15 protein-coding genes are annotated in these 22,492 nt (G+C 67.8%); 6 read left to right on the top strand and 9 right to left on the bottom strand.

The genetic code is table 11. The annotated features are described in order from the left end of the window. Positions 1 to 2 precede the first annotated feature (2 nt). On the bottom strand, positions 3 to 1,094 hold the full coding sequence (gene amrS, locus KA248_06535; GenBank protein ID MBP7829558.1) for an AmmeMemoRadiSam system radical SAM enzyme: 1,092 nt from the start codon (positions 1,092 to 1,094) through the stop codon (positions 3 to 5). An 84-nt stretch (positions 1,095 to 1,178) separates the two neighbouring features. Between amrS and amrB the strand changes: the two genes are divergently transcribed. Further along, a complete protein-coding gene (amrB, locus tag KA248_06530) occupies positions 1,179 to 1,970 on the top strand; it encodes an AmmeMemoRadiSam system protein B (GenBank protein MBP7829557.1) in 792 nt (263 codons plus the stop codon). A gap of 48 nt (positions 1,971 to 2,018) precedes the next feature. On the opposite strand, the gene pdxH is transcribed toward amrB, so the two are convergent. Both pdxH and KA248_06520 read right to left on the bottom strand, forming a co-directional pair. After that, complete coding sequence (gene pdxH / locus KA248_06525; protein MBP7829556.1) at positions 2,019 to 2,660, bottom strand: pyridoxamine 5'-phosphate oxidase; 642 nt, start codon at positions 2,658 to 2,660, stop codon at positions 2,019 to 2,021. A gap of 33 nt (positions 2,661 to 2,693) precedes the next feature. Further along, complete coding sequence (locus KA248_06520) at positions 2,694 to 3,494, bottom strand: NYN domain-containing protein (GenBank protein MBP7829555.1); 801 nt, start codon at positions 3,492 to 3,494, stop codon at positions 2,694 to 2,696. Between the two features lie 182 nt (positions 3,495 to 3,676). On the opposite strand from KA248_06520, the gene KA248_06515 reads away from it, so the two are divergent. Next, entirely contained in the window at positions 3,677 to 4,012 is a 336-nt protein-coding gene (locus KA248_06515) for a nucleoside triphosphate pyrophosphohydrolase family protein (protein ID MBP7829554.1), read from the top strand. Positions 4,013 to 4,051: 39 nt separating this feature from the next. On the opposite strand, the gene KA248_06510 is transcribed toward KA248_06515, so the two are convergent. The 3 genes from KA248_06510 to KA248_06500 all read right to left on the bottom strand — a co-directional run bounded on the left by KA248_06510 (position 4,052) and on the right by KA248_06500 (position 12,647). After that, positions 4,052 to 5,125: a DUF128 domain-containing protein gene (locus tag KA248_06510; GenBank protein ID MBP7829553.1), complete on the bottom strand. Its 1,074-nt coding sequence runs from the start codon at positions 5,123 to 5,125 to the stop codon at positions 4,052 to 4,054. 6 nt (positions 5,126 to 5,131) lie between these two features. After that, complete coding sequence (locus KA248_06505; protein MBP7829552.1) at positions 5,132 to 7,756, bottom strand: leucine--tRNA ligase; 2,625 nt, start codon at positions 7,754 to 7,756, stop codon at positions 5,132 to 5,134. A 139-nt stretch (positions 7,757 to 7,895) separates the two neighbouring features. Further along, positions 7,896 to 12,647, bottom strand: coding sequence for a S8 family serine peptidase (locus tag KA248_06500; protein MBP7829551.1), 4,752 nt, complete (start codon positions 12,645 to 12,647; stop codon positions 7,896 to 7,898). A 400-nt stretch (positions 12,648 to 13,047) separates the two neighbouring features. Here KA248_06500 and KA248_06495 point away from each other — a divergent pair, with 400 nt between their 5' ends. Next, positions 13,048 to 15,882 (top strand): hypothetical protein, encoded by a 2,835-nt coding sequence (locus tag KA248_06495; GenBank protein ID MBP7829550.1) that lies wholly within the window; start codon positions 13,048 to 13,050, stop codon positions 15,880 to 15,882. Here the strand turns inward: KA248_06495 and KA248_06490 are convergent. Then, positions 15,846 to 18,173 carry a hypothetical protein gene (locus KA248_06490; protein MBP7829549.1) on the bottom strand — a complete coding sequence of 776 codons (2,328 nt, stop codon included), beginning with the start codon at positions 18,171 to 18,173 and terminating at the stop codon, positions 15,846 to 15,848. The genes KA248_06495 and KA248_06490 overlap by 37 nt on opposite strands. A gap of 91 nt (positions 18,174 to 18,264) precedes the next feature. Between KA248_06490 and KA248_06485 the strand changes: the two genes are divergently transcribed. From KA248_06485 to KA248_06475, 3 genes are read left to right on the top strand one after another with little or no spacing between them, the layout of a single operon-like run. Then, positions 18,265 to 19,236, top strand: a complete 972-nt coding sequence (locus tag KA248_06485; GenBank protein ID MBP7829548.1) for a hypothetical protein — start codon at positions 18,265 to 18,267, stop codon at positions 19,234 to 19,236. Further along, the gene (locus KA248_06480) at positions 19,233 to 20,165 is read left to right on the top strand and encodes an ABC transporter ATP-binding protein (GenBank protein ID MBP7829547.1); all 933 of its coding nucleotides are present in this window, start codon (positions 19,233 to 19,235) and stop codon (positions 20,163 to 20,165) included. The genes KA248_06485 and KA248_06480 overlap by 4 nt, the downstream gene beginning before the upstream one ends. After that, positions 20,158 to 21,528 (top strand): ABC transporter permease, encoded by a 1,371-nt coding sequence (locus KA248_06475; GenBank protein MBP7829546.1) that lies wholly within the window; start codon positions 20,158 to 20,160, stop codon positions 21,526 to 21,528. Before KA248_06480 ends, KA248_06475 begins: the two co-directional genes overlap by 8 nt. 12 nt (positions 21,529 to 21,540) lie before the next feature. Here KA248_06475 and KA248_06470 read toward each other — a convergent pair whose 3' ends face one another. Both KA248_06470 and KA248_06465 read right to left on the bottom strand, forming a co-directional pair. Then, entirely contained in the window at positions 21,541 to 22,230 is a 690-nt protein-coding gene (locus KA248_06470) for a hypothetical protein (protein ID MBP7829545.1), read from the bottom strand. A gap of 14 nt (positions 22,231 to 22,244) precedes the next feature. Next, positions 22,245 to 22,492 (bottom strand): hypothetical protein (locus KA248_06465; protein MBP7829544.1); only part of this gene is annotated, 248 nt, incomplete at its 5' end.

The raw sequence follows: 22,492 nt of genomic DNA, 5'->3' as shown, positions 1-22,492 counted from the left end.
CGTCAGGAGCCCGGCCGCACAGGGACACAGCGGCCGCCCCAGGCACCGGGCTTTTCTTCGAACACCCCCGCGCACGCGGTCCCGCAGCGGCGGCAGCGCCCCTCCTCCGCCAACCCCCACTCCGTCAGGTCGTAGCCGTCCCGGCCGATCAGCACGCTCCCGCAGGCGTGACACCGCGTCGCGGCGCCCTCCGGGTCCCGCACGTTGCCCGTGTAGACGTAGCGCAGGCCGGCGCGCAGGGCCTGTTGCCGGGCCCGGCGCAGCGTGGCCGCCGGCGTCGGGGGCCGGTCGGTCATCTTCCACGTCGGGTAGAACGCCGTGAAGTGGAGGGGCACGTCGGGCCCCAGTTCCGCGGCCACCCAGCGGGACAGCGCGTCGACCTCCTCCTCGGAGTCGTTTTCGCCGGGGATCAGCAGGGTGGTAATCTCGAACCAGACCCGGGTTTCCCTCTTGAGGTATAGCAGCGTGTCGAGGACGGTCTGCAGGTCGCCGCCGCAGAGCTCGCGGTAGAACCGGTCCGTAAACGACTTCAGGTCCACGTTGGCGGCGTCCATCGCCGCAAAGAACTCCTTGCGCGCCTCGCCGTGGATGTAGCCCGCCGTCACGGCCACGGTTTTAATCCCCTCGCGGCGGCAGGCCTCCGCGGCAGCCACGGCGTACTCCAGGAAGATCACCGGATCGTTGTATGTAAACGCCACGCTCCGGCAGCCGGCGCGCCGGGCGGCGCGGGCGATCGCTTCGGGCCCGGCCCGCTCGGCGAGAAGGTCCATCTCCCGCGCCTTGCTGATGTGCCAGTTCTGGCAGAACCGGCAGGCCAGGTTGCAGCCCGCCGTGCCGAACGACAGCACCGGGGTGCCCGGCAGGAAATGGTTCAGGGGCTTCTTCTCGATCGGGTCCACGCAGAAGCCGCTTGAGCGGCCGTACGTTGTCAGCACAAGCTCGCCGCCCTGGCACGCCCGCACGAAGCAGATGCCGCGCTGGCCCTCTTTAAGGCGGCACTCGTGGGGACAGACTGTGCATTGCACCCGCCCGTCTGGGAGTTTCCGCCCGTAACGGGCCGGCACGACCGGCCCCTCTGGATAGTCGCCCGCCATCCTGTTCCTATTTTACGCCTTCCCCCTCGGCAATCCAGCCGGGTCTTGCCGCCTCCGGCGCACCGGCGTATGCTGGAATTGACCATGAATACCACCGGCATACGCCGTCCCGCCGTGGCCGGGATGTTCTATCCCTCGGCCGCCGGCGAACTGCGCGCCATGATCTCCGGCTGGCTTCAAGCGGTCGAGACGGCGGGGCCGGTTCCCAAGGCCCTCATCGCCCCGCACGCCGGCTACATCTATTCCGGGCCCATCGCCGCGTCGGCCTACGCGCGGATTCAGCCGGCCCGCGGCCGGATCCGCCGCGTCGTCCTGCTCGGCCCGTCGCACCGGGTGGCGTTCCGGGGCCTGGCCTTGAGCGGGGCGCGGGCCTTCGCCACGCCGCTGGGGGATGTGCCGGTGGACGCCGAGGCCGCGACGCCGCTCGCCGCCCTTCGCTTTGTACGGGTCATCGACCAGGCCCACGCGATGGAGCACAGCCTGGAGGTCCAGCTCCCATTCCTGCAGATGGTCCTCGAAGATTTCCAGCTGGTCCCGCTCGCCGTCGGCGACGCGGAACCCGAAGAGGTCGCCGAGGTGCTGGAGGCGCTCTGGGGCGGGCCGGAAACGCTGATCGTCGTCAGCTCGGATTTGAGCCACTACCATCCGTACAAGGAGGCCCGCCGGCTGGACGAGGCCGCCTCCAAGGCGATCGAGCAGCTTCATCCGGAAGAGCTGGACCCCGAGCAGGCCTGCGGCCGCCTGCCGATCGCCGGGCTGCTCCTCGCGGCGCAGCGGCACGGGCTCACGGTCCAGACCATCGACCTGCGCAGCTCCGGCGACACCGCCGGGCCGCGGGACGAGGTGGTGGGCTACGGGGCGTACGTGTTCACGTAACCGGGCCAGGACTTCCACGGTTTATTGCAGAAGGGTGGCCCGAACGCTTCACGGCGAGAGCCGGATCACCCGCCAGCCCGAGCCCTCGCGCAGGTAGCACAGCCGGTCGTGCAGGCGGCTGGGCCGGCCTTGCCAGAACTCGATACGGTCCGGGATCAACCGGTATCCGCCCCAGTTCGGCGGGCGCGGCACCGGCTGCCCGGCGAAGCGCTGCTCGATCTCCCGGCAGCGCGCCTCCAGGACTTCACGGCCGGCGATCTCCGCGCTCTGGCGCGAGGCCCACGCCCCGATCTGGCTGCCCCGGGGACGGGAAGCGAAGTAGGCGTCCGACTCGGCGTTGGAGACCTTCTCCAGCCGTCCCTCGACGCGGACCTGGCGGTAGAACTCGGTCCAGAAGAAGACCATCGTCGCGCGCGGATTGGCGGCGAGTTCGGAGGCCTTGCGGCTGTCGTAGTTCGTGTAGAACACGAATCCCTTTTCGTCCGCGCCCTTGAGCAGCAGAAGGCGGCCCGAGGGCCGGCCGTCCGCGCCCGCCGTCGCGAGGGTAAAGGCGTCGGGCTGCGGCAGCCAGAGCCGCCGGGCCGCGCGGTACCAGGCGTTGAACTGGGCTACGGGATCCGGGTCCAGGTCCCGCTCGTGCAGCCCGCCCAGCAGGCCCTTTAGGGAATATAGCTTCGCGCGCAGGGACATGGCTCGACGCGTTCTCCCGTGAGGCGCGCCGGCCTATCGCCGGCGGCGGCTTCCCCCGGCGGCCGACGCTTTGCCGCGCACATCGCCGCCGAACGCGGTGACGATGTGCGTGCGGTCGGCCGCGTCGCGCTGGAGTTCGATCACCCCCTGCTGCGCCGCGTCCTCGAGCATCCGGCTGAAGCTCTTGTAGCCGTAGGCCGCCTCGTTGAACGAGGGGTTCTTGCGCTTGATCGTGGTCTTGATCAGGGACGACCACAGCGTCTCGCGGTTCTCGCGGCGCAGGGCCTGGAGCGCCTCCAGCAGCATGCCGAAGACCTCCTTCTGCTTGTCGTCGGCGCCGGGGATGTCCTCCGGCTCCTCCTGGCCCAGCGTGAGATCCTCGTAGAAGATGTACTCGTCGCAGTTGTCGCGCAGGAGGGCCGAGGTGGAATTCCGCAGGCCCAGTCCGATCACGTGCTTGTTGTTCTCGCGCAGCTTGGACACCAGCGGCGAGAAATCGCTGTCGCCCGAGGCGATGACGAACGTGTCGATGTGCGGCTTGGAATAGCTCATGTCCATGGCATCCACGCACAGCCGCATGTCGGCGGAATTTTTGCCGGTCATGCGCCGGGCGGGCACCTCGATGAGCTCGATGGCCGCCTCGTGCAGCGAGGCGGCGTCCGTCGCGTAGCGCTTCCAATCCGCGTAGGCGCGCTTGACCACGATGTGGCCCTTTTCCAGCAGACGAGCCAGAATGCGCCCGATATTTACGCGTTCGTTCCTATTGGTGAACCCGAGGGCCAGGTTTTCAAAATCGATGAAAACGGCCAGCGTTGGTTCCTTCTCTTCCTTCATTTTTCCTTTCCTTCAATCCCCCTGTACACTCCTTGCCTTGGGGGGAATCATCCCGTTGTTTCATGGGATTTTTTAAATATAGCCTTTTCTCGTGAGAATGTCCAATCCTGCTTTTCTTTTTCCCGCTTGGCGCCATCCCGGTCGTCCTTTACAAACAGACAGCCGTCAACCCGGGAGAAGCCATGCTCGACTTCAAAGCCTACCAGGAAGGCGCGATGCGCACCGCCGTGTACCCGCAGCGCGGCGAAGGAAACTGGACGTACCCGGCGCTCGGCCTCGCGGGCGAGACCGGCGAGATCTGCGAAAAATTGAAGAAGGCCATCCGCGACGACGGAGGTCGGATCGGCCCGGAGCGGCTCCGCGATCTGGCGCGCGAACTGGGCGACGTGCTGTGGTACATCGCCGCGCTCTGCACGGAGCTTGGGCTAGCGATGCAGGAGGTGGCGGAGCAGAACCTGGCCAAGCTGCGCGCGCGCCAGGAAAGCGGGAAACTCCACGGCAGCGGCGATCACCGCTGAACGCGGCCTCGCGGAAGCTCGACCCTCCACGAAAGGGCATCACTCGAAAAGCCCGTCGCCCCGGCCGCCTTCCAGCAGCGACGCCAGCCGCTTGTGAAGCTTGCGCGAGGTCAGCAGGGACTCGGAGACGCCGGCCACGGGCACCAGTTCGGCGAACTCGTGTACCGCCGCCATCGCGTGGTTTTCCGTTTCGATCCCGGCCTCCTCCACCGCGGCCATGGCGTTGAGCCCGGCGGCCACGACCAGGCCGACCCGGCCCGCGGCCACGGGGATATCCAGCAGCGCCTGGCCCGGCCGGCCCACCGCCAGCACGCCGCCCAGCCCCGCCCGGGCGACCTTCTTGATCAACTGCCGGGCCTCGGGCAGGGCCGTCGCGGGGATCTCCCGGAAGCTCGCGCCGATGGACCCCCGCCCCGTCGCCGCGGCCTCGCGGACCCGGGTCATGCGGCCCCGGACGAAAATTTCCACGGGATCGATCGTGGTCGCATCATAGTGGATCATCTGCGTAAAGCGGGCCGGCTTGCCGTCCCGGATCTCCAGCAAGCCTCCGAACCGCGAGTTCACGGGAATGCCCGCCATGCGGAAGAGGCCGTTCAGCGTCACGCTGCAAACCGTCCCGAGGGCCACCCGGCCGAACGGGACCGGCTGCCCGCCCAGTTCGTGACCCTCCTGCCCGACGGCGAGTCGCCGCCCCATCCCCAGCCCTGCCTCGAGCACCTTTTGGCACTGCCGGGCCGCCTCGGGAAAATCCTCCGCTCGCACGCGCGAAACGTTGAGGATGACCGTACCGCCCCCCCGCTCCAGGTCGTAATTCATCTTGCAGGACAGTTCGTCCATGCGCGTGGAAACGAACCCGACCTTATCCACGACGATCGCGTCCCGCAGTTCCTCGTGTCCGCGCGCCGTGAGTCGTCGGCCCGGCCGGCCCAGGTTCTGCGTCCAGCCCTCGCCGTCCATGCGGCGCAGGTAATAGCGCACCATGCGCTGCTGAAGGGAGATGCCCATGAGGTTCAATTCACGGGAAATCTGCGTGCTGCCCAGCGGCCGCCCGGCGTCGGCCAGGATCCGCAGGATGGCCGACACGATCCTGTTCTTCTCCGCGCCCATGGTCACGCCCGGTTACCCCACCACGAGGTTCACCAGCCGGCCGGCGACGTAGATCTCCTTGCGGACCGTCTTCCCGGCCAGGTGCGGCGCGACGGAGGCCTCGGTGCGGGCGGCGGCCAGGATCGCTTCCTGCCCCGCGCCGACGGGAACCCGCACCCGCCCGCGCAGCTTGCCGTTGACCTGCACCGGGATCTCAATGACGTCTTCGACCAGCAGGGCCTCGTTCACGACCGGCCAGGGCTCCGCCGCCAGGCTGCCGGCCTGTCCGAGCAGGCTCCAGATCTCCTCGGCCAGGTGCGGCGCGAAGGGGGCCAGCAGCAGCACGAACGGCTCCAGCGCGGCGCGCGGGCGCGGCGACCATTTCTGCGCCTCGTTCAGGAACTCCATCATCGCCGCGATGGCCGTGTTGAAACGCATGCCCTCGATGTCCTCGGTCACTTTCCGGATCGTCGCGTGCAGGGCGCGGAGCTGCTCCCGCGACGGTTCCGCGGACACAACCTCGGCGTTCAACGTCCCCTTTTCCTCGTCGGCGAACAGCCGCCAGACACGGTTGAGGAAGCGGTGGACGCCCTCGACGCCCTTCATGCTCCACGGCTTGACCTGCTCCAGCGGGCCCATGAACATCTCGTACAGGCGCAGCGAATCCGCCCCGTACAGGCGCACCACCTCATCCGGGTTGATCACGTTCCCGCGGCTCTTGCTCATCTTGAAGGACCGGGCGGAGACCCGGATCCCCGGAAGCGCGCGGTATACGAAGGCGTCGCCCTGCTTTTCGATGTCCTCCTCGGCCGCGCGCTCGGCCTGCAGCTTTTCGCCCGTGGCCTTGTCGCAGTCGTTGTCATCCACCCGTTCCGCGGATACCGGCTGGCCGCGGGCGTCGCGGTAGAGGGTGTACTCCATCTCGCCCAGGATCATGCCCTGGTTGACGAGCTTGCGGAACGGCTCCGGGGTGGACACCACGCCGGCGTCGAAGAGCACCTTGTGCCAGAAGCGCGCGTAGAGCAGGTGCAGCACGGCGTGCTCCGCGCCGCCGACGTACAGGTCCACCGGCATCCAGTAGCGCTCCTTCGCCGGGTCCACGGCCGCGCGATCGTTTTTCGGATCGATGAAGCGCAGGTAGTACCAGCATGAGCCCGCCCACTGGGGCATGGTGTTCGTCTCGCGGCGCGCGGGCCGGCCGGTCGCCGGGTCGGTGGTCTGCACCCACGACTCGATCGTCGCCAGCGGGCTCTCGCCCGTGCCGCTGGGCTTGTACGACTCCACCTCGGGCAGGACCAGCGGAAGGGTGTCCGCGGGCAGCGGCTGCGGCCGGCCGTCCACGAACACGATCGGGAACGGCTCGCCCCAGTAGCGCTGCCGGCTGAAGAGCCAGTCGCGCAGCTTGTAGTTCACCTTGCGGCAGCCCAGCCCCTGCCCCTCCAGCCACGCCGTGATCTTCTCCTTCGCGGCCGGCACGGCAAGCCCGTTGATGGACACCCAGTCGCTGCCGGAATTGACCAGCACGCCGTCGCCCGTGTAGGCCGTCTTCGAGATGTCCCCGCCGGACACGACCTCGACCACGGGGATGTCGAACTGGCGCGCGAACTCGTAGTCGCGCTGGTCGTGCGCCGGGACGGCCATGATCGCGCCCGTGCCATACGAGATCAGGACGTAGTCCGCCACCCAGACCGGGATGGCCTTGCGGTTGACGGGGTTCACGGCATGCCCGCCCGTGAAGACCCCCGTCTTGACCTTCTGCAATTCGGTGCGCTCCAAGTCGCTCTTGCGCGAGGCCTTCTCCCGGTATTCCCGGACGGCGGCCTTCTGCGCGGGCGCGGTCACGGCGTCCACCAGCGGGTGCTCCGGGGCCAGGACCATGTACGTCGCGCCCCACAGCGTGTCGGGCCGGGTCGTGTACACCCGTATTTTTTCGCCGGGCCGACCCTCGATCTCGAAATCCACCTCGGCGCCCTCGGAGCGGCCGATCCAGTTGCGTTGCATCTCCTTGATGCTCTCGGACCAGTCCAGCTCCTCGAGGTCCTTCAGCAGGCGCTCCGCGTACTCGGTGATCTTCAGCATCCACTGGCGCATCGGCTTGCGGATGACCGGGTGGCCGCCGCGCTCGCTCCTGCCGTCGATGACCTCCTCGTTGGCCAGGACGGTCCCCAGGGCCGGGCACCAGTTCACCGCCACCTCGGCCTGGTAGGCCAGGCCGCGCTCGTACAGTTTCAGGAAGATCCACTGGGTCCAACGGTAGTAGTCGGGATCGGTCGTGGCCACCTCGCGCTCCCAGTCGTAGGAAAAACCGAGCGCCTTGAGCTGGGCGCGGAACCGCTCGATGTTGCGGGCCGTGGTCACGCCGGGGTGCGTACCGGTCTCCAGGGCGTAATTTTCGGCGGGCAGGCCGAAGGCATCCCAGCCCATCGGGTGCAGCACGTTGAAGCCCTTCATCCGCTTGTAGCGGGCGACGATGTCCGTGGCCGTGTAGCCCTCGGGATGCCCCACGTGCAGGCCGGCCCCGCTGGGATACGGGAACATATCGAGTACGTAGAATTTCGGGCGCGAGGCCTCCGGCTCGTCCGGCGTCCGGAACGTCTTCCGCTCGTCCCAGTATTGCTGCCACTTCTTCTCGATCCGCGCGAATGGATAGACGGCCATGATCCGGCTCCTGTTGAAAACCCAGCCCCGGCGAGCATACCCGATTTGAGGCGGGGCGCATTAAAAAAACCTGTAGTGCCGCCGCTCGGCCGGCGGAAGACCCCGCTCCGGCGGCGGAGCGCCGGAGCTACAGGCCCGTCTACGGCAGCCGCACGCCGAGCCGGTACAGTTGCAGGATCGCGCTGTTGGTCAGGATCAGATCCTGCTCGCCCGCGCCCAGGTTGGTCCACGCCTTGAACAGCGACCAGGGGACGCCGTCCACGGCGTTCGTCTTATAGTACACGCTGTAGATGCGGCCCGTGATCGCGTCGACCGTCAGGCTGTACTGCGTGGGCGACATCTTTTCGGGATTCTCCACGACAAACTCCGACAAACCGTTGGTGGCGCCCGTCCCGCCGGTGTATTCGTCGACATTCGGCGTGCCGTCGCCGTCGTAATCGTCATCCATGCCGCCGTTGGGCCCATAGGGGTCGAAGCCCTGCGCCGCGGCCCAGTCGGTATACCAGGCGGGCAGGCCGGCGCCGCCGGTCGTCACGGACTGCGTGGCCGAGTTGCCGCTCACGCAGCCGCCGTCCGACACCGCGCGCACGCGGAAGTAGTACAGCGTGGTCGCCGTCAGCCCGGTGACGGACTGGCTCGTCCCCGCGACCGTGCGGTTCGAGTACCCCGCCACGAATGCCGGCCCGCTGCCGCCCGCAAACGTGTGGCTGTTCAGGTGCGACTCGTCGCCGATACTGTACACGTCCCACTCGGTTTCCAGCGTCGGGAAGCCGCTGCCGGGATTGCTCGTCACGCCGCCGGCCACGCTGGATTTGCGTACCAGGGTCCGGTCCAGCGTGGAATGCGAGCCCGCGGTCCACGCGGTGCCCGGGTCCTCCCCGATGCGCCCGAAGATATCCACCCAGGAGGACGAGGAACGCTTCCACAGCGCGAGGGCGTCGTCGCCGTTGAAATTGACCGCCGAGTTGGCCGTGCCGAGCGCGTTGGTGGCGGAACTGTTCCGGTAGATCACGACGGTGCCGTTGGTGATCGTGCCGGAGAGGATGTTGCTTGTCGTGGGCGTCGTGGCGCCGTTGGCGAAGAGGACCAGGGCATAGCCCGAGAGATCCACGTTGCCGCCGGTCCCGTTGTAGATCTCGATGTACTTCTCGTTGCTGGCGCCCTCGATGTACTCCGAGAAGAACAGGTCCGAGGCGCTGCCGCCGGACGCCTGGAAGGAGGCGTTCGTGCTCACGTCCAGCCGGTAGCCCGACGCCCCGTCCAGGGTGCTCCAGGAGGCCGTGAAGGAGGCGTCGCTCACCGAACCGGTGGCGAGCCCGGAGGGCGCGTTGGTGAAGCAGTCGGCCGAGAAGCCGACCGCGGAGCCGTATTCCACGCCGCTCGCGTTGACGGCGTACGCGCGCGCGTAGTAGGCGCGCCCGGGGGTCAGCCCGGTCAGGGTCGAGGAGAAGGAGCCCGTCCCGGAACCGTTGCTCGTCTTCGTGTCGTTGGTCGTCGGCGTCGCGTTGGTGCTCCAGCAGACGCCCCGCTGGGTGACGGGCGACGAGCCCTCCGAGGTGATGTTCCCGCCGCTCATGGCCGAGGTCGGCCTCGCGTTGCTGACGGCCAGCGTCGTCAGCGCGGGCAGGTCGGCATCCGCGTCGACCGTGAACGCGTTGGAATCGCCCGTGATCCCGTTGGTGCTGGCGCGAAGGACCATGGACGCGGCGGACGCATTGACCGTGATCAGGCCCGACCAGACGCCGTTGGTGAAGGCGCCGGTCGCCGTCGGGGAGAGGGACACCGAGGCGCCCGCCACGAGCTTGATGTTGGGCATCCGGTTGGTGGAGACCGGCGCCGGGGTGCTCCCGCTCCAGTCCAGCGGATCGCCATCGGCGCTATCCGAGCGATAGACCAGCGCCCGGCCGACCGCGCCGGTGGAGGCGCGCACCTGACCGTCGGTCGAGTAACTGCTGTTGTTGTGGCTGAAATCCACCAGCAGGTTGCTGACGCCGTTGTAGCTGAAGGGCGTGGAGAAGGCGAACCAGGTCCAGCCGGTGGAGGAGACGGTGTCGTTCCCCTGGTACACCGTGGTCCAGCCGCTCGCCGGGCCCTCCCAGGAGGACTGGGTACTCGCCGCGATGTGCTTCATGCGGATTGTCCAGTTACCGAGACTCTGGCCGGGCACCGTGGCCACGTTGAGGCCCAGGCCCTGCAGGACGGTGACGGACCCGAGTTCGCTCTGCAGGTAGATCACCTGCGCGCGGGCGTCATGGTAGTACGTGCTCATCGGGTAGATCCAGCCGTTGGTGGCCGTGCCCACCGTGCTGGTGGCCGAGACCACGCCGCTCAAGGCCACGGGGCCCGCGAAGGCCGTCACGGTGGCATTGGACTCGTCCTTCGCCGTGATCGTGGCCGTGAACGCGGCGCCTTCCTGCTGCGGGGAAGAGATCGAGTTCCAGGCAAACTGGCTGATGCCCCGGGCCGTCAGGGAGGCCGTCCGGGCCAGGGTGCCGCCCGAGGTCTGGTTGCTGAAGGTCACCGTGCCGCTGTACAGCCCGGTGGACAGGGCGGAGGCCGCCGCGCTGTTGATCATGAAGGTCACCGAGGTCGCCGTGCCCGCCGCCAGGGTGCCGTTGGTCTTCGACACGTCCAGCCAGGTCAGCCCGGCGCCCTTGACCGCGGTCCAGGTCAGCGAGGAGCCTCCGCTGTTGGTGAGGGCGTAGACGGTGCTCGTCGGCGCGAAGGGGCCGCCCTGCGGGCCGGACGCGGCGAAGGACGCCGCCGGGGACACGGCCAGCGTGTCCGCCGCGCCTGCGCTCACGCCGCGGATGACCAGGGCGTAGGCCTGGCTGCCGCCCGACGGCACGGTGCGCCCCGCCACCCGGATGGAGTAGTCGCCCGTCTCGTCCGGCGCGAATTCGATCATCTCCACGTTGTTCGTCGCGTCCACGCTGCTGCGCCCGTTGGCGTACAGGAGGGTCCCGCCCGGCTTTCGGACGGTGAGGTCCAGGTCGTTGACCAGTTTCTTGCCGGCGCCGGCGGCGGCCCAGTAGTCCGAGTAGGCCATGGTCACGATGACCTTGTTCGTGGTCGTCGCGCTGACGGTCAGGACAAACGTGTTGCTGGCCCCCGTGGCCAGGCTGTTGGTGTCGTGCAACTGCAGGACGAGCCCGGCCGGCGGCTGCACGGTGTTATACACGTCCACGTGCCCCCAGCCCTGCGAGTTGCTCGGCCGCACGGTGGCGATCTCCTGGGTGGCGCCCGTGCCGTACTGGCCCGGGGCCATGTTCCGGGCGCCGTTGATCATCATGGCCTTGATCAGCGCGGCGCTGGGATTGGTGAGTCCCCCGCTGGTCACCAGCCACTGCCGGACCAGGCCCGCGGCGCCCGCGGTCAGCGGCGTGGCCATGCTCGTGCCGCCCATGTACATGTAGTTGGTGTTGCCCGACACCAGCCCCCAGCCCGTGTCGGTGGTGTTTTTCGAACGGGTGGAGATGATGTCCGTGCCCGGCGCGACAACATCCGGCTTGATGCGGCCATCCGTGCAGGGGCCGCGCCCGGAGAAGGCCGCCAGGCCGTGCGGCGAGTCGGGGCGGGAAATATAGTCGGACTTGATCGGCTCGGCCGGGTAGTCGGACGGCCAGGCGTCACCCCAGCCGTATGTCGAGTAGCCGCCGCTGGTGCGGTAGTTCTCGGATGCGCCGACCGTGAGGCAGTTCTTCGCCGTCGACGGCGAGCCCACCGACCCGGTATCCACCACGCCGTCGCTGTTGGCGTCGATGCCCGAGTTGCCCGCCGCCACGAGAATGAGCATGGTCTTGTTGCTCCAGACCCACATGTCCAGGCTGCGCGAATCGCTGTGGTAGTCGCCGGCGTCGTCGTAGCCCCAACTGTCGGAGTGCACGCGCACGCCGCTGGTGTAGGCCTGCCGGAACAGCGTGTTCAGGTCGGAGGGGATGCCGCTCAAGTCCGCGCCCGCGCCCTGGAAGACCAGGTTCGCCTCGTACGCCACGCCCCGGTATTTGCCCGTGGACGATACCCCGCTGGCGCAGACCGATCCGGCCACATGCGTCCCGTGCCCGTCCGAGTCGGCCCACGTGCCGCCCGTGAGCGCGATGCCGCGCACGCGATTGGTGAAATCCCGGTGCACGGTATTCGTATTCCCCGTGTCGAGGCCGGTGTCGCACACGCCCAGGGTCTGCCCGGCGCCGGTCAGGCCCAGCAGGTTCCAGGCATTGGTCACGTTCATCTTGTTCGCGCGCACGGCCACGTCGTTCCAGAGGCGGCGGGGCAGGTGCGGCTCGACCCACTCCACCTCGCCCCAGCCGGTGATCTCCTCCACGGCGGAGGCCGTCAGCGACGCCCGCACCAGGCCGCGGTCGGTCATCGACTCCGACAGCAGGACGCGGCAGCCCGGCAGCGCGGCGATCGCCTGCGCCATCCGCCCCGCGTCTGCCGGGTTGAACAGCAGCACGTTGAATTCCCGTGTGCCGTCCATCCGCTGGGCCAGTGCGGATCGTACCGCCCTTGCCCGCTTGTAGTCCGGGAGGTACTCGCCGACCCAGAAGACCTCCTTGCGCGCGCCGATCGCCGCGATGACCTCCGGCGTGGCTTCGACCAGGAAGGCATTCTCGGGGATGTAGCCGTGGAGGACGGCCCCGGCCTCCGTCAGCGCGGTCTTCCACTCCTCGCGGACCACGCCGTTGAACTGCACGATCCACGGCACGGTACCCGCGGCGCTCTTATGCTGGACGGCCGGGCGCGCGGCGGCGCGAATCCCACGGGACTGCTCCTGCTGCCCGGCGGACGCCGTGTCCACGGAGCCCCAGTCCAGCAGGACCGGTTCCGCCGCCGACAGTGTGCTCGCCATGCTCCAGATCGCCGCTGTAACGACAAAAATTCTCTTCATCGAAGCCTCCGGCTGCGCGGGGAATCGACCATCTCCAAGTATTATAGACAGTTAGTATAATAGATGCCCCCGCCGTGTCTTGCCGTAAATAGGAACGGCCGAGAAATCAGCGCCCATTGCGCCTCGTTTCCAGGTAAAGCGCTTGATGTCGCCATAATCAGAGGGCGACGCGTGCAGCGCCGACAACGGAAAGAACCGCCTTCGCTTTACGGCGCGTGTCGCGCCCCGGGATCAGAAGTCGTTCGCTCTATTCTTCTTGCAGAGGGCCCGATGGCGAGTTCATGCTGTAACTATCCACAAGGAGTGTGTGATGAAACCAAGGTCTGTCGGAGGGCGCCCTCTGTTCTTTTCCGCCTGCGCGCTGTTTCTTCTCTCAACCTTCCAAGCGGCGGCGCTAAGCGTGGACAACACCTCCCGCGAGTCCGTGCGCGAGTTCTATAACACCTACTACTTGGCCTCGGACGCGGCCATCAACTGGACGGGCAACCACGCCGACTGCAAGGCGGGCGACACGGCGCAGGCCTTCAAGGACGATGTGCTCCTGCGCGTGAACTGGTTCCGGGTCATGGCGGGCGTGGCGGAGGTGACCTTGGACGCCAGTTTCAACGACGATTGCCAAAAGGCCGCCCTCATGGTCAGCAAAGGCGGCAGCACCGAGCACCACCCGCCGCCGTCATGGCCTTGTTTCAGCCTCGAGGGTTCCAACGCGACCAGACAATGCAACTTGAGCCTGGGCAGCACCGGGTGGGATGCGGTCACCAGTCAAATGCGCGACACCGGCGGCAATAATTATCCCTGCGGGCATCGCCGATGGATTCTCTACCCGCAGACCCGAAAGACGGCCACGGGCAACATCCCCGCGACCGGACTGTATGATGCCGCGATGGCCTTGCGCGAGTGGGACGAATACTGGAATACGGCGCGCCCGGCCACCAAAAAGGAATACGTCAGCTGGCCGCCCGCGGGCTATGTCCCCTACCCGGTGGTCTTCGGGCGCTGGTCGTTTTCCTATGCCGATGCCGATTTCAGCAGCGCGACGGTGACGATGACCGCCAATGGCACCGGCATCACGGCCCCGCTGGAAACGATTGATGATGACTCGTACGGCGAAAACACGCTGGTCTGGCGGCCCCAGGGCGTTTCGGACACCTTCGTATGGACCAAGCCCGCGAGCGATTCCAATTACACGGTGCAAGTCAGCAACGTCCTCATCGGGGGCGTGCCGCGGACCTTCAACTACACCGTCACGGTCTTCGACCCGGCCGTCGGCGGCGCGACGCCGCCGGCCACGCCCGGCAACGTGCGCGCGAGCGACGGGACGTATGTCAACTACGTACTGGTACAATGGGACTCGGCCGCCGACGCCACCTTCTACCAGATCTGGCGCAACACCCTCAACGACACCGACGGCGCGACCTGCATCAAGGAACGCGACCTGGATTTGAGCTTCAGCGACACCACCGCGGTCCCGGAACAGCAGTACTATTACTTCGTGCGCGCCGGCAACGACGACGGGTACAGCGACTACAGCGCGGGCAACTCCGGCTGGGCCGCGATGGCGGTCCCGGCGGCGCCCACCGGGGTCAAGGCCAGCGACGGCACCCACGAGGACCGGGTGGATATTCAATGGAACGCGGTAGGCGGCGCCACGCTGTACCAGATCTGGCGCAACAACTCCAACAGCTTGAACGGCGCCCACACCGTCAAGAGCGTCGGCGGGCATCTGTCCAGCGGAAGCGATTACACGGCCACGCCCGGCCAGGGCTATTACTTCTGGGTGCGCGCGGAAAACCAGGGCGGCTGGGGGCCCTACAGCGGCAGCGATTCGGGTCACGTGGCCGTCGCGGCGGCGCCGCCGGAGGCGCCGGACACGCTGTGGGCCAGCGACGGGAAGTACACCAACAAGGTGTATCTCATGATGCAGATCCCACCCGGCACCACGGGATTTGACATCTGGCGCGCCTATCAAGACAACGTGGATGCCGCCACGAAGATTGTCGGCAACCACCCGAGCGGGGAGTACAGCGACTTCGATGTGACCCCGGGCCTGTACTACTTTTACTGGGTTCAGGCCCGGAATGCCGATGGCGTGAGCGGGTTCAGCCCCGGCGACAGCGGCTATGCCAGCAACGCGGTCCACGCGCCCGCGCAGCCGCCCTGCATCTCCGCCAGCCAGGGCACGTACCTGGATCGCGTGACGATCGAGTTCTGTCCGGTTGAGTATCGGACGGCGTACCACTATGAAATATGGCGCAACGCCGTGGACAACCCGGCCGGCGCGACGTGCATCGCTGTTCTGGATCCCACGGAGTCGGAGGCCACCGATTCCAACCTGGAGCCCGGCACCACCAATTACTACTATGTGACGGCCACGAATCAATACGGCCGCAGCCCCTTCAGCGACAGCGCCAAAGGGTACACCATGGCCGTCCCGCCGGCGCCCACCCACCTCGCGGCTTCGGACGGCACCAGCGTGGGGTCGGTGCTGGTGAACTGGAGCAACGTGTATCTGGCGCATTTCTCCGTGTGGCGCCACACGAACAACACCCCCACGGCGGCTTCCTGCATCGCGCCGAACTTGAGCCAGCTCCACCATATCGATTACACCGCCGTGCCCGGCCAGGTTTACTACTACTGGGTCAAGGCCTTTTCGGGGTCGGTCACAAGCGAATTCAGCAACACGGACACCGGCTATGCCGGCGCGGACAACCCGCCCCCGCCCCCGGAGAACGTGCAGGCCACGCGGGGCGTGTACAATAACTTCATCGGCGTGACCTGGGACAAGGTCCTGGACGCGGGCTGGTACGAGGTCTGGCGCAACACCAGCGATAACACGGCCACGGCCACGCGCAGGGACAGCCATACCACCAATAATGTATCCTGGACCGATCCCGCGCCGTCCTGGCTGATCGGCTACTACTACTGGGTGCGCAGCGTCAACGAGAACGGCACGAGCACCTGGTCCTCGGCGGCCTACGGCTACATGGCGGGGCCCCTGTCGGTGCCGGAACTGCGCTTTACCACCCGGCTCGGTAACATCTGGGTGATGACCATGACCAACCTGACCGTCGGCGTGACCAACTACATCCAGAGCACCACCAACCTGATGCCGGGCTCCCAGTGGATTCAGCGGGGCGCGATGATGCCCTCCAGGGAAAGGTCGTTCTGGATCGGCCTGATGCCCGAAGAAAGGCGGTTCTATCGCATCGTCGTCGAACCGCCGGACGGTCCTTGATCCGGGGACGCGCGGCGGCGGGCCAGCAGCGGGTAGAACAGGACCCGGGGCAGCACGAAGAGGCAGACCGTCAGGATCAGGAGGTTGATGCCCGTCTTCTTCAACGGCTCGATCTCCAGGAAATGGATCAGCGCCGCGGCGAGGGCGATGCCGAGCGCGGCCCATGCGGTCAGCAGGCCCCGGAGGCGGGGCTTGGCCCAGCGGGCGAAGCGCTGCGGCCAGTTGAAGAATAGGTCGAACACCCAGTGCTCCAGGAGCGCCCCCTGCTCGCCGAAGACCGGCACGATGTGGACCATCGAGGTCGCCCAGCGGGAGGCCATGAACCGCGCCAACTGCGGATAGGTCGCGGTCATCTGGAGCGGGAAGGCCAGGTAGCCGATGTACTTGGCGAAGGAGAGCGGCGCGGCGATCAGGTAGTCCTTTACGTTCCGCTCCTTGATCATCAGGTACACCACGAACCCGCCGCGGCAGAGGGAGCCCGGCGAGATCGGGATCACCTGGAAGAGCGCCACGATGCCCGCAAACGCCACGGTCGCTTCCCCCCACCCCTTCCCGTGCGCGATCATCCAGCCGGCGACGATCAACCCCAGGGACACGCTGACGATCTGCGTCACCGGCAGCGTGGCGAAGTGAACGCCGAGGCACTTGAGGTATTTCACGATGAACGGGTCGCGAACCTGGGCCGAGATGGATTCCGCCTCCGCCCGCGTCAGCATGCCCTCGCGCTCGCCATCGGCGATCGTGTCGAGGAACCATTTCTCCCGGAACTCGGCGCTGACGATGAACTGCTTGATCGTCCGCAGGAAGCCCCTCAAGCCCTCCCAAAGCACGCGCGGCTCGACGATCACGCGGTGCAGTCCCGCGAACGGCAGAATGCCCAGCGTGAAGCGCTCCAGGTAGAACCGGCCCGGCCGCGCGGCCAGGAACCGCGCATGGGGTTCGCCCGCACGGCCTTTCCGGTGCCACTCCACCAGCTCATGCGCCGCCTTGGTCCGGGCCGCGATCTTGAAATAAGACCAGGACGTCAGCAGGCGGCCGACATGCCGGCGGTAGGCCGCGTTCCCCCAGCGCTTGCGGATCAGCCGGCCCAGGATCGGCACGGCTCCCAGCAGGTACCACGCGGCGAAACGGAAGCCCGACCCCGTTCGCAAGGCCTCCGCGAACCGCTCGTCGGCGAGATCATCGGCCCGGTAGCCCTCGACCAGCCCGGCCCGGACGTCGCGGCGCAGCCCGGCGTCCCAGAGCAGGCGCAACCCGTGATGCGTGAGGTCCGGCAGCGAGCGGCGATAAGCCGGATCGCGCACCTTCAGCTCCTCCAGCACGGGCCGGTACTCCTCGAACTCGGCGGCGTGCCGCGCGGCGAAGTGCTCCAGTTTCCCCAGGTCGCCGCGGTCGAACTGGACCAGCGCGCCGCGGCGGAACAGGCCCTGCAAAATCAGTTTGAAGTCCGCCGGGCTCATCGGCAGGAACGGCAGCAGGGCCAGGCCCGCGCGGAAGTCGATGGCGCACAGGCCGCCCGCGGGCCCCTCCTCCCCCGTGTCCGTCCGCTTGAGGACGTTCGGCTGGCTCTTCATCGTGTACCACTCGTACTGCCGCGCGAATTCCGGCGCGCCCATCTCGTGCAGCATGCGCACCAGGTCCGCCATGAACCGGCGCTTGGCGACGTACTCGGCGCTCGCCGTGGCCTCGATCGGAACGTTCCGCCAGTCGCGGCGGGCCTTCATGTCCGGGTCGGACTCCAGCCGCCACATCCGGCCTTCAATCCACTCGGTCACCTCGCCGAACGCGCCCAGCGTGGCGTCGTGAAACGAGGCATAGGCGTCCTTGACGGCCGTCTCGCGCCCGAAGACCGCGCGGGCGGCCCGCCGCATGAGCTTCTGCCAGAGCAGGCCCGCGCGGCAGGCGGAGTAATTCACCTGCGCGCTGAACGGCCCCTGGAAGGCCAGGCGGTAGACGAAGTTCCGGAAGAAACGCGAAAAACGCGACGGGGGGATGATGATCTTCAGCGTGTACACGCGGCCGGGCGCCAGGCCGGGAATCTCCGCGCCCGCCGGGAGCCGCAGGCTATCCAGCCGGCACCGGTACACCTGGCCGGCGAAGCCGCCGCCGAGGAACTTCTCGATCCGGAACGAGGCGGCCGCGCGCACGGCCGGGAACACCCCTTCCACCTCCAGGTCCAGCGCCTGGCCGGCCTCGTAGCGGCTCGGACGGCGAGGAATCTCCAGGGAAGGATCGGCGGCGGCCCGGTTCAAGTCCGCCACCAGCTCCACGGAATATGGTTTTCGGGCCATCGGTAAAATCCGCCGCCGGTCTTGAGAAATGCGGGGCGATACTCTACTCTCTGGCCCCGGGCAGAACCACCATTTTCTTCTGCCGACCGCCATGACCTGGAGGCTCCGACAGTTTACCGCGATCGCGCGGATCAGCCTGCTGGATATCATCCGGCAGCCGGGGTTCCTGCTGATCGCCGCGTTCGGGATCCTCTTCATCGCGGGGCTGCCCGTGCTGCTCACCCAGACCCTCGGGGAATCGGCGCGGCTGGTGCGGGACAACGCCCTGGCGGTGCATTTGGCCTTCGGGCTGGTGCTGGGCAGCTACGCCGCCTCCTCCACCATGAGCCGGGAAACGGCGCTCGGGACGGCGGCGCTGGTCTTGAGCAAGCCTGTGGGGCGCGGGCTCTTTTTCCTCGCCAAGCTCGCGGGCGCCGCCGCGGCGACGCTGCTGTTTTCCCTGGGCGCCGCGATGGCCACGCTGTTGAGCGCGCGCGCGGCCTCCGGCTACTTCGTCCTCGACTGGTGGGCCGGCGGCCCGGCATTGGCCGCGCCCGTACTGGCCTTCGCCGTCGGCGGCCTGCTGAACTACCGGGACCGCGGGCCTTTCGTCTCCCGCGCTTTCGCGTGGATGCTGATCCTGGCCGCGGCCGCGCTCGCCTGGGCCTGCTTCATCGACCCGGAGGGACACCGCGGCGCCTTCGGCGCGCACCTGGACTGGCGCCTGGTCCCGGCCAGCCTGCTGATCGGCATCGCCCTGCTGATGCTGACCGGCCTGGCGGGACTGCTGGCCACCCGGCTCGACACGGTCCCCACCCTGATCCTGTGCAGCCTGGCGCTGCTCCTGGGCCTGACATCGGATCACCTGTTCGGCCGGTACGCGGAACACTCCGCCTTCGCGTCCGTCCTGTACAGCCTGACCCCCAACTGGCAGCATTTCTGGCTGGCGGATGCCCTGTCGGGAGACGGGCGCATCCCCTGGAGTTACGTCGGCCGGGCCGCCGTGTACGGCGGGCTGTACCTCGGAGGCCTGCTGCTCCTGGGCCTCCTGTCGTTTCGAAAGGCGGAGTTGAGGAACGGATGAATACGGAACCTATGCCGGTGCTGCAAGTCGAACGGGCGGGAAAAGTCTTCCGCGATTTCTGGCGCCGGCCCCGCGTCCGCGCGGTCGAGGATCTCTCCTTCGACGTGAGGCCCGGCGAGGTCTTCGGTCTGCTCGGGCCCAACGGCTCCGGCAAGAGCACGACGCTCAAGATGATCGTCGGACTCCTGCGGCCCACGGAGGGCCGGCTCCACGTGCTCGGCGCGCCGCCGACCGACGTGCGGCGCAAGGCCCGGATCGGATACCTGCCGGAGGATTCCTATCTCTATCCCTACCTGTCCTGCGAGGAGACGCTCGACTTCTTCGGGCGGCTGTTCAACCTCACCCGGAAGGAGCGGACCGAGCGCACGGAGCAACTCCTGGACATGATCGGGCTCCGGCACGCCCGCCGCCGCCTCGTCGGCGAGTTTTCCAAGGGCATGGCGCGCCGCATCGGCCTGGCCCAGGCGCTGATCAACGATCCCGACCTGGTCATCCTCGACGAGCCGACGTCCGGCCTCGACCCGTTGGGCTGCCGGCAGGTCAAGGATCTGATCCTGACCCTGGCCCGCCGCGGCAAGGCGGTGCTGCTCTCTTCGCATCTCCTGGCGGATATCGAGGATGTCTGCGACCGGATCGCCATCCTCTTCAACGGCCGCCTGCAGGCCATCGGGCCGATCCGCGACCTGCTCGAGGTACGGGACCGGCCGCGCGTGACGCTGCCGGAGGTCTCCGCGGAACAGCTCCGATCTATCCTGTCGGCGCTGAAGGCCCAGCTTGGCCGCGAGCCGGAACTGGACTATCCCCGGCGGAACCTGGAGCAGTTCTTCCTCGATACCGTCGCCCGCGCCATGAGCGCGGGTGGCGAGCCCTCCGGGGCCGCGCCGTCCGAGGGCGTGGCTCCCTACCTGGACACCCCCCCGCATGCGTAAGGTCTGGGCCATCGCCCTGCTGGCCTTGCGCGGCGCCGTGCGCTCGCGCGTCGTGCTGCTGCTTTTGGCTTTCCTCCTGCTGACCATCGCCGGCCTGCCGCTCACCGTCCAGGGCGACGGCACGCTCGGCGGCGAAGTGCAGATCCTCCTTCGTTACACCCTGGGGCTCGCGATGCTGATCCTCTCGCTGGCGTCGCTGTGGGCCGGCTGCGCGTCCGTCTCCCTCGAATGGCAGTCGAAAAAACTGCAACTGGTATGCACCAAGCCGATCCACCCCTTCCAGATCTGGCTGGGCAAGTGGCTGGGCCTCATGCTGCTCAACACGGCCCTGCTGGCCGTTTCCGGGGCCGTCACGGCCGGCCTCCTGCGGTGGCGGCTGCGCGAGCCCTTGCGCGATCCCGCGCAGCGCGAACTCCTGCTGACGGACATCCTGGTCGCCCGGCGACCGCTGCAACCCGACGCCGTGAACGTCGAGCGGGAGGCCCGCGCCCGCCTGCAGGAGGCCAGGGAACGCGGGCTTCTTCCGCCCCACGTACCGCCCGAAGCCATGTATCGCGCCGTTCGAGACAGCCTGCTCGTGGAGGCCTTTTCCGTGCCGCCGGGCGGGGCGCGCGCATGGCGCTATCCGCGGCCCGGAAAGCTCGACCCCGCCCATCCCCTTTCATTGCGATTCCGCTTTTCCAGTTCGACGCCCGGCCCCGGGCGGGTCGCCGGCGCCTGGACCCTCCACCGCGGGGACACGGGACCGGCCGTTAGGGTGGAAACCCATGCGGTGGCTACGACGCCCCACAGTCTCCATGCCTCGATCCGGGAATTACAGGGAGAAGACCCGCTGGTCGTGGAATACCGGAATACGGACGCGGGCGGCGTGACCGTCCTCTTTTCGCCCGAGGATGGACTGGAAACCCTGGCATACGCGGGCGCCTTTGCGCCCAACTACGCGCGCGGGCTGGTGGTGCTCTGGGGACAACTGGCGCTGCTGGCCGCACTGGGACTCACGGCCGGGAGCCTGTTCTCCATGCCGGTCGCTGCCTTCGTATCCGGCTTCGTGCTGCTGCTCACGCAGTTGGCCGGCGACCTCCAGTCCATGGCGGCCCGGCCCATGTTCCTGACCACGCATCATGGCGAGGCGATGTTCGGGCCACGCGCCGCGGCCCTGTTCCAGCAGTTGTTCCGGGCGCTCCACATCATGGTCGGGCCGCTCGAGGTCCCGGACGCCATGGCACGGCTGACCACCGGGGTGCTGGTGCCGTGGACGGAAACCCTGCGCGTGCTCTGGACCCACGGCCTGGCCTATCCGCTGGTACTGGCCGGGCTGGCCGCGTGGGTCATGCGGCGAAGAGAACCGGCGCTCGCGGGTTGAGGCGCACGGCCGTTACGGCAACGGCTCGATCGCGTAGTGGCGGGCGTTCGTGGCGACCGCATCGGTGTACACGTTGGTCCGGACCTCCCAGGCGCCCGCCCCGCCGAACTCCTGGTCCGTGTCCACCACGTTCGTGGGATAGGCGTAGCTGCCGTCCCAGCCGCGGATGTTGTAGTTTTTCCCGCTGCGCGCGGTGTACGTCACTTCCTTTTGCCCGCCGGCCTGCGTGATCTTCAGGATCCGCAGGTTGGCCTCGTCGTCGGTGGGATCGGTCTCCGCGAGCGCCTCGTGCCCGTCCGGAACGTCGTCGCCGTCCGTGTCGGCGTCGTTGACCTCGGTCGCGGTCGCGGGATTGAAGGACGACCCCTCGATCTCCTCCAGGTCCGTCAACGTATCGCCGTCGTTGTCCAGCGACAGCTCGTCGATCACGCCGTCCCCGTCCGTATCCTGACCCGGCCTTTTGATGTCCACGGCCTGCAGGAAGCCGGCGTAATTCTTCCAGTCTCCGTTGGTGGAAATCTGGATGCCGCCCGGCTGCGCGCCGGCGCTGACGTTGGTGTAGGCCACGCCGCCGAGGGTGACGGTGTTGGTGGACATCGACCCGTTGCCGTCCTGCACGGTGCTCAAGTGCCGGTATTCCTGCGCGAAGGAAGCGGTCCCCGCCAACACCAGCGCCAGGAGCCCGACTGGAAATCTAGCCATGGTTGACACTCCCGTCAGTACGTGTACGACTTGGTGGATTGGTTGTTGCCTTCGCTGGACTCGGCCACGCTGCCGCGGCTGTCCACGAACCCGCGGAACACGTGCCGCGTCCCGTTGGTCGGCGCCGGCAGGCCGCTGAATACCAGCTGCCGACTCTCGCCGCCCGCCAGCATCCCGATCTCCTGCCACGCGTCCCCCGTATCCCCCACCACCGCCGACGTGCTCTTGCTCACCCACACGTCCAGGTATCCCGCGTCCGAAG

This window comes from Kiritimatiellia bacterium (assembly GCA_018001225.1).
Taxonomy (GTDB): domain Bacteria; phylum Verrucomicrobiota; class Kiritimatiellia; order CAIQIC01; family JAGNIJ01; genus JAGNIJ01.
Note: the sequence above shows the minus strand (reverse complement) of the source record. Positions and strands in the feature narration are given on the sequence as shown.

Excerpts from the sequence above, each read along its gene's own strand:
- KA248_06505 (MBP7829552.1), bottom strand. The coding sequence starts at position 7,756 with ATGGCCGTCTATCCATTCGCGCGGATCGAGAAGAAGTGGCAGCAATAC.
- KA248_06520 (MBP7829555.1), bottom strand. The coding sequence starts at position 3,494 with ATGAAGGAAGAGAAGGAACCAACGCTGGCCGTTTTCATCGATTTTGAA.
- KA248_06515 (MBP7829554.1), top strand. The coding sequence starts at position 3,677 with ATGCTCGACTTCAAAGCCTACCAGGAAGGCGCGATGCGCACCGCCGTG.
- KA248_06485 (MBP7829548.1), top strand. The coding sequence starts at position 18,265 with ATGACCTGGAGGCTCCGACAGTTTACCGCGATCGCGCGGATCAGCCTG.
- KA248_06500 (MBP7829551.1), bottom strand. The coding sequence starts at position 12,647 with ATGAAGAGAATTTTTGTCGTTACAGCGGCGATCTGGAGCATGGCGAGC.
- amrB (MBP7829557.1), top strand. The coding sequence starts at position 1,179 with ATGAATACCACCGGCATACGCCGTCCCGCCGTGGCCGGGATGTTCTAT.
- KA248_06480 (MBP7829547.1), top strand. The coding sequence starts at position 19,233 with ATGAATACGGAACCTATGCCGGTGCTGCAAGTCGAACGGGCGGGAAAA.
- amrS (MBP7829558.1), bottom strand. The coding sequence starts at position 1,094 with ATGGCGGGCGACTATCCAGAGGGGCCGGTCGTGCCGGCCCGTTACGGG.
- pdxH (MBP7829556.1), bottom strand. The coding sequence starts at position 2,660 with ATGTCCCTGCGCGCGAAGCTATATTCCCTAAAGGGCCTGCTGGGCGGG.
- KA248_06490 (MBP7829549.1), bottom strand. The coding sequence starts at position 18,173 with ATGGCCCGAAAACCATATTCCGTGGAGCTGGTGGCGGACTTGAACCGG.
- KA248_06475 (MBP7829546.1), top strand. The coding sequence starts at position 20,158 with ATGCGTAAGGTCTGGGCCATCGCCCTGCTGGCCTTGCGCGGCGCCGTG.
- KA248_06470 (MBP7829545.1), bottom strand. The coding sequence starts at position 22,230 with ATGGCTAGATTTCCAGTCGGGCTCCTGGCGCTGGTGTTGGCGGGGACC.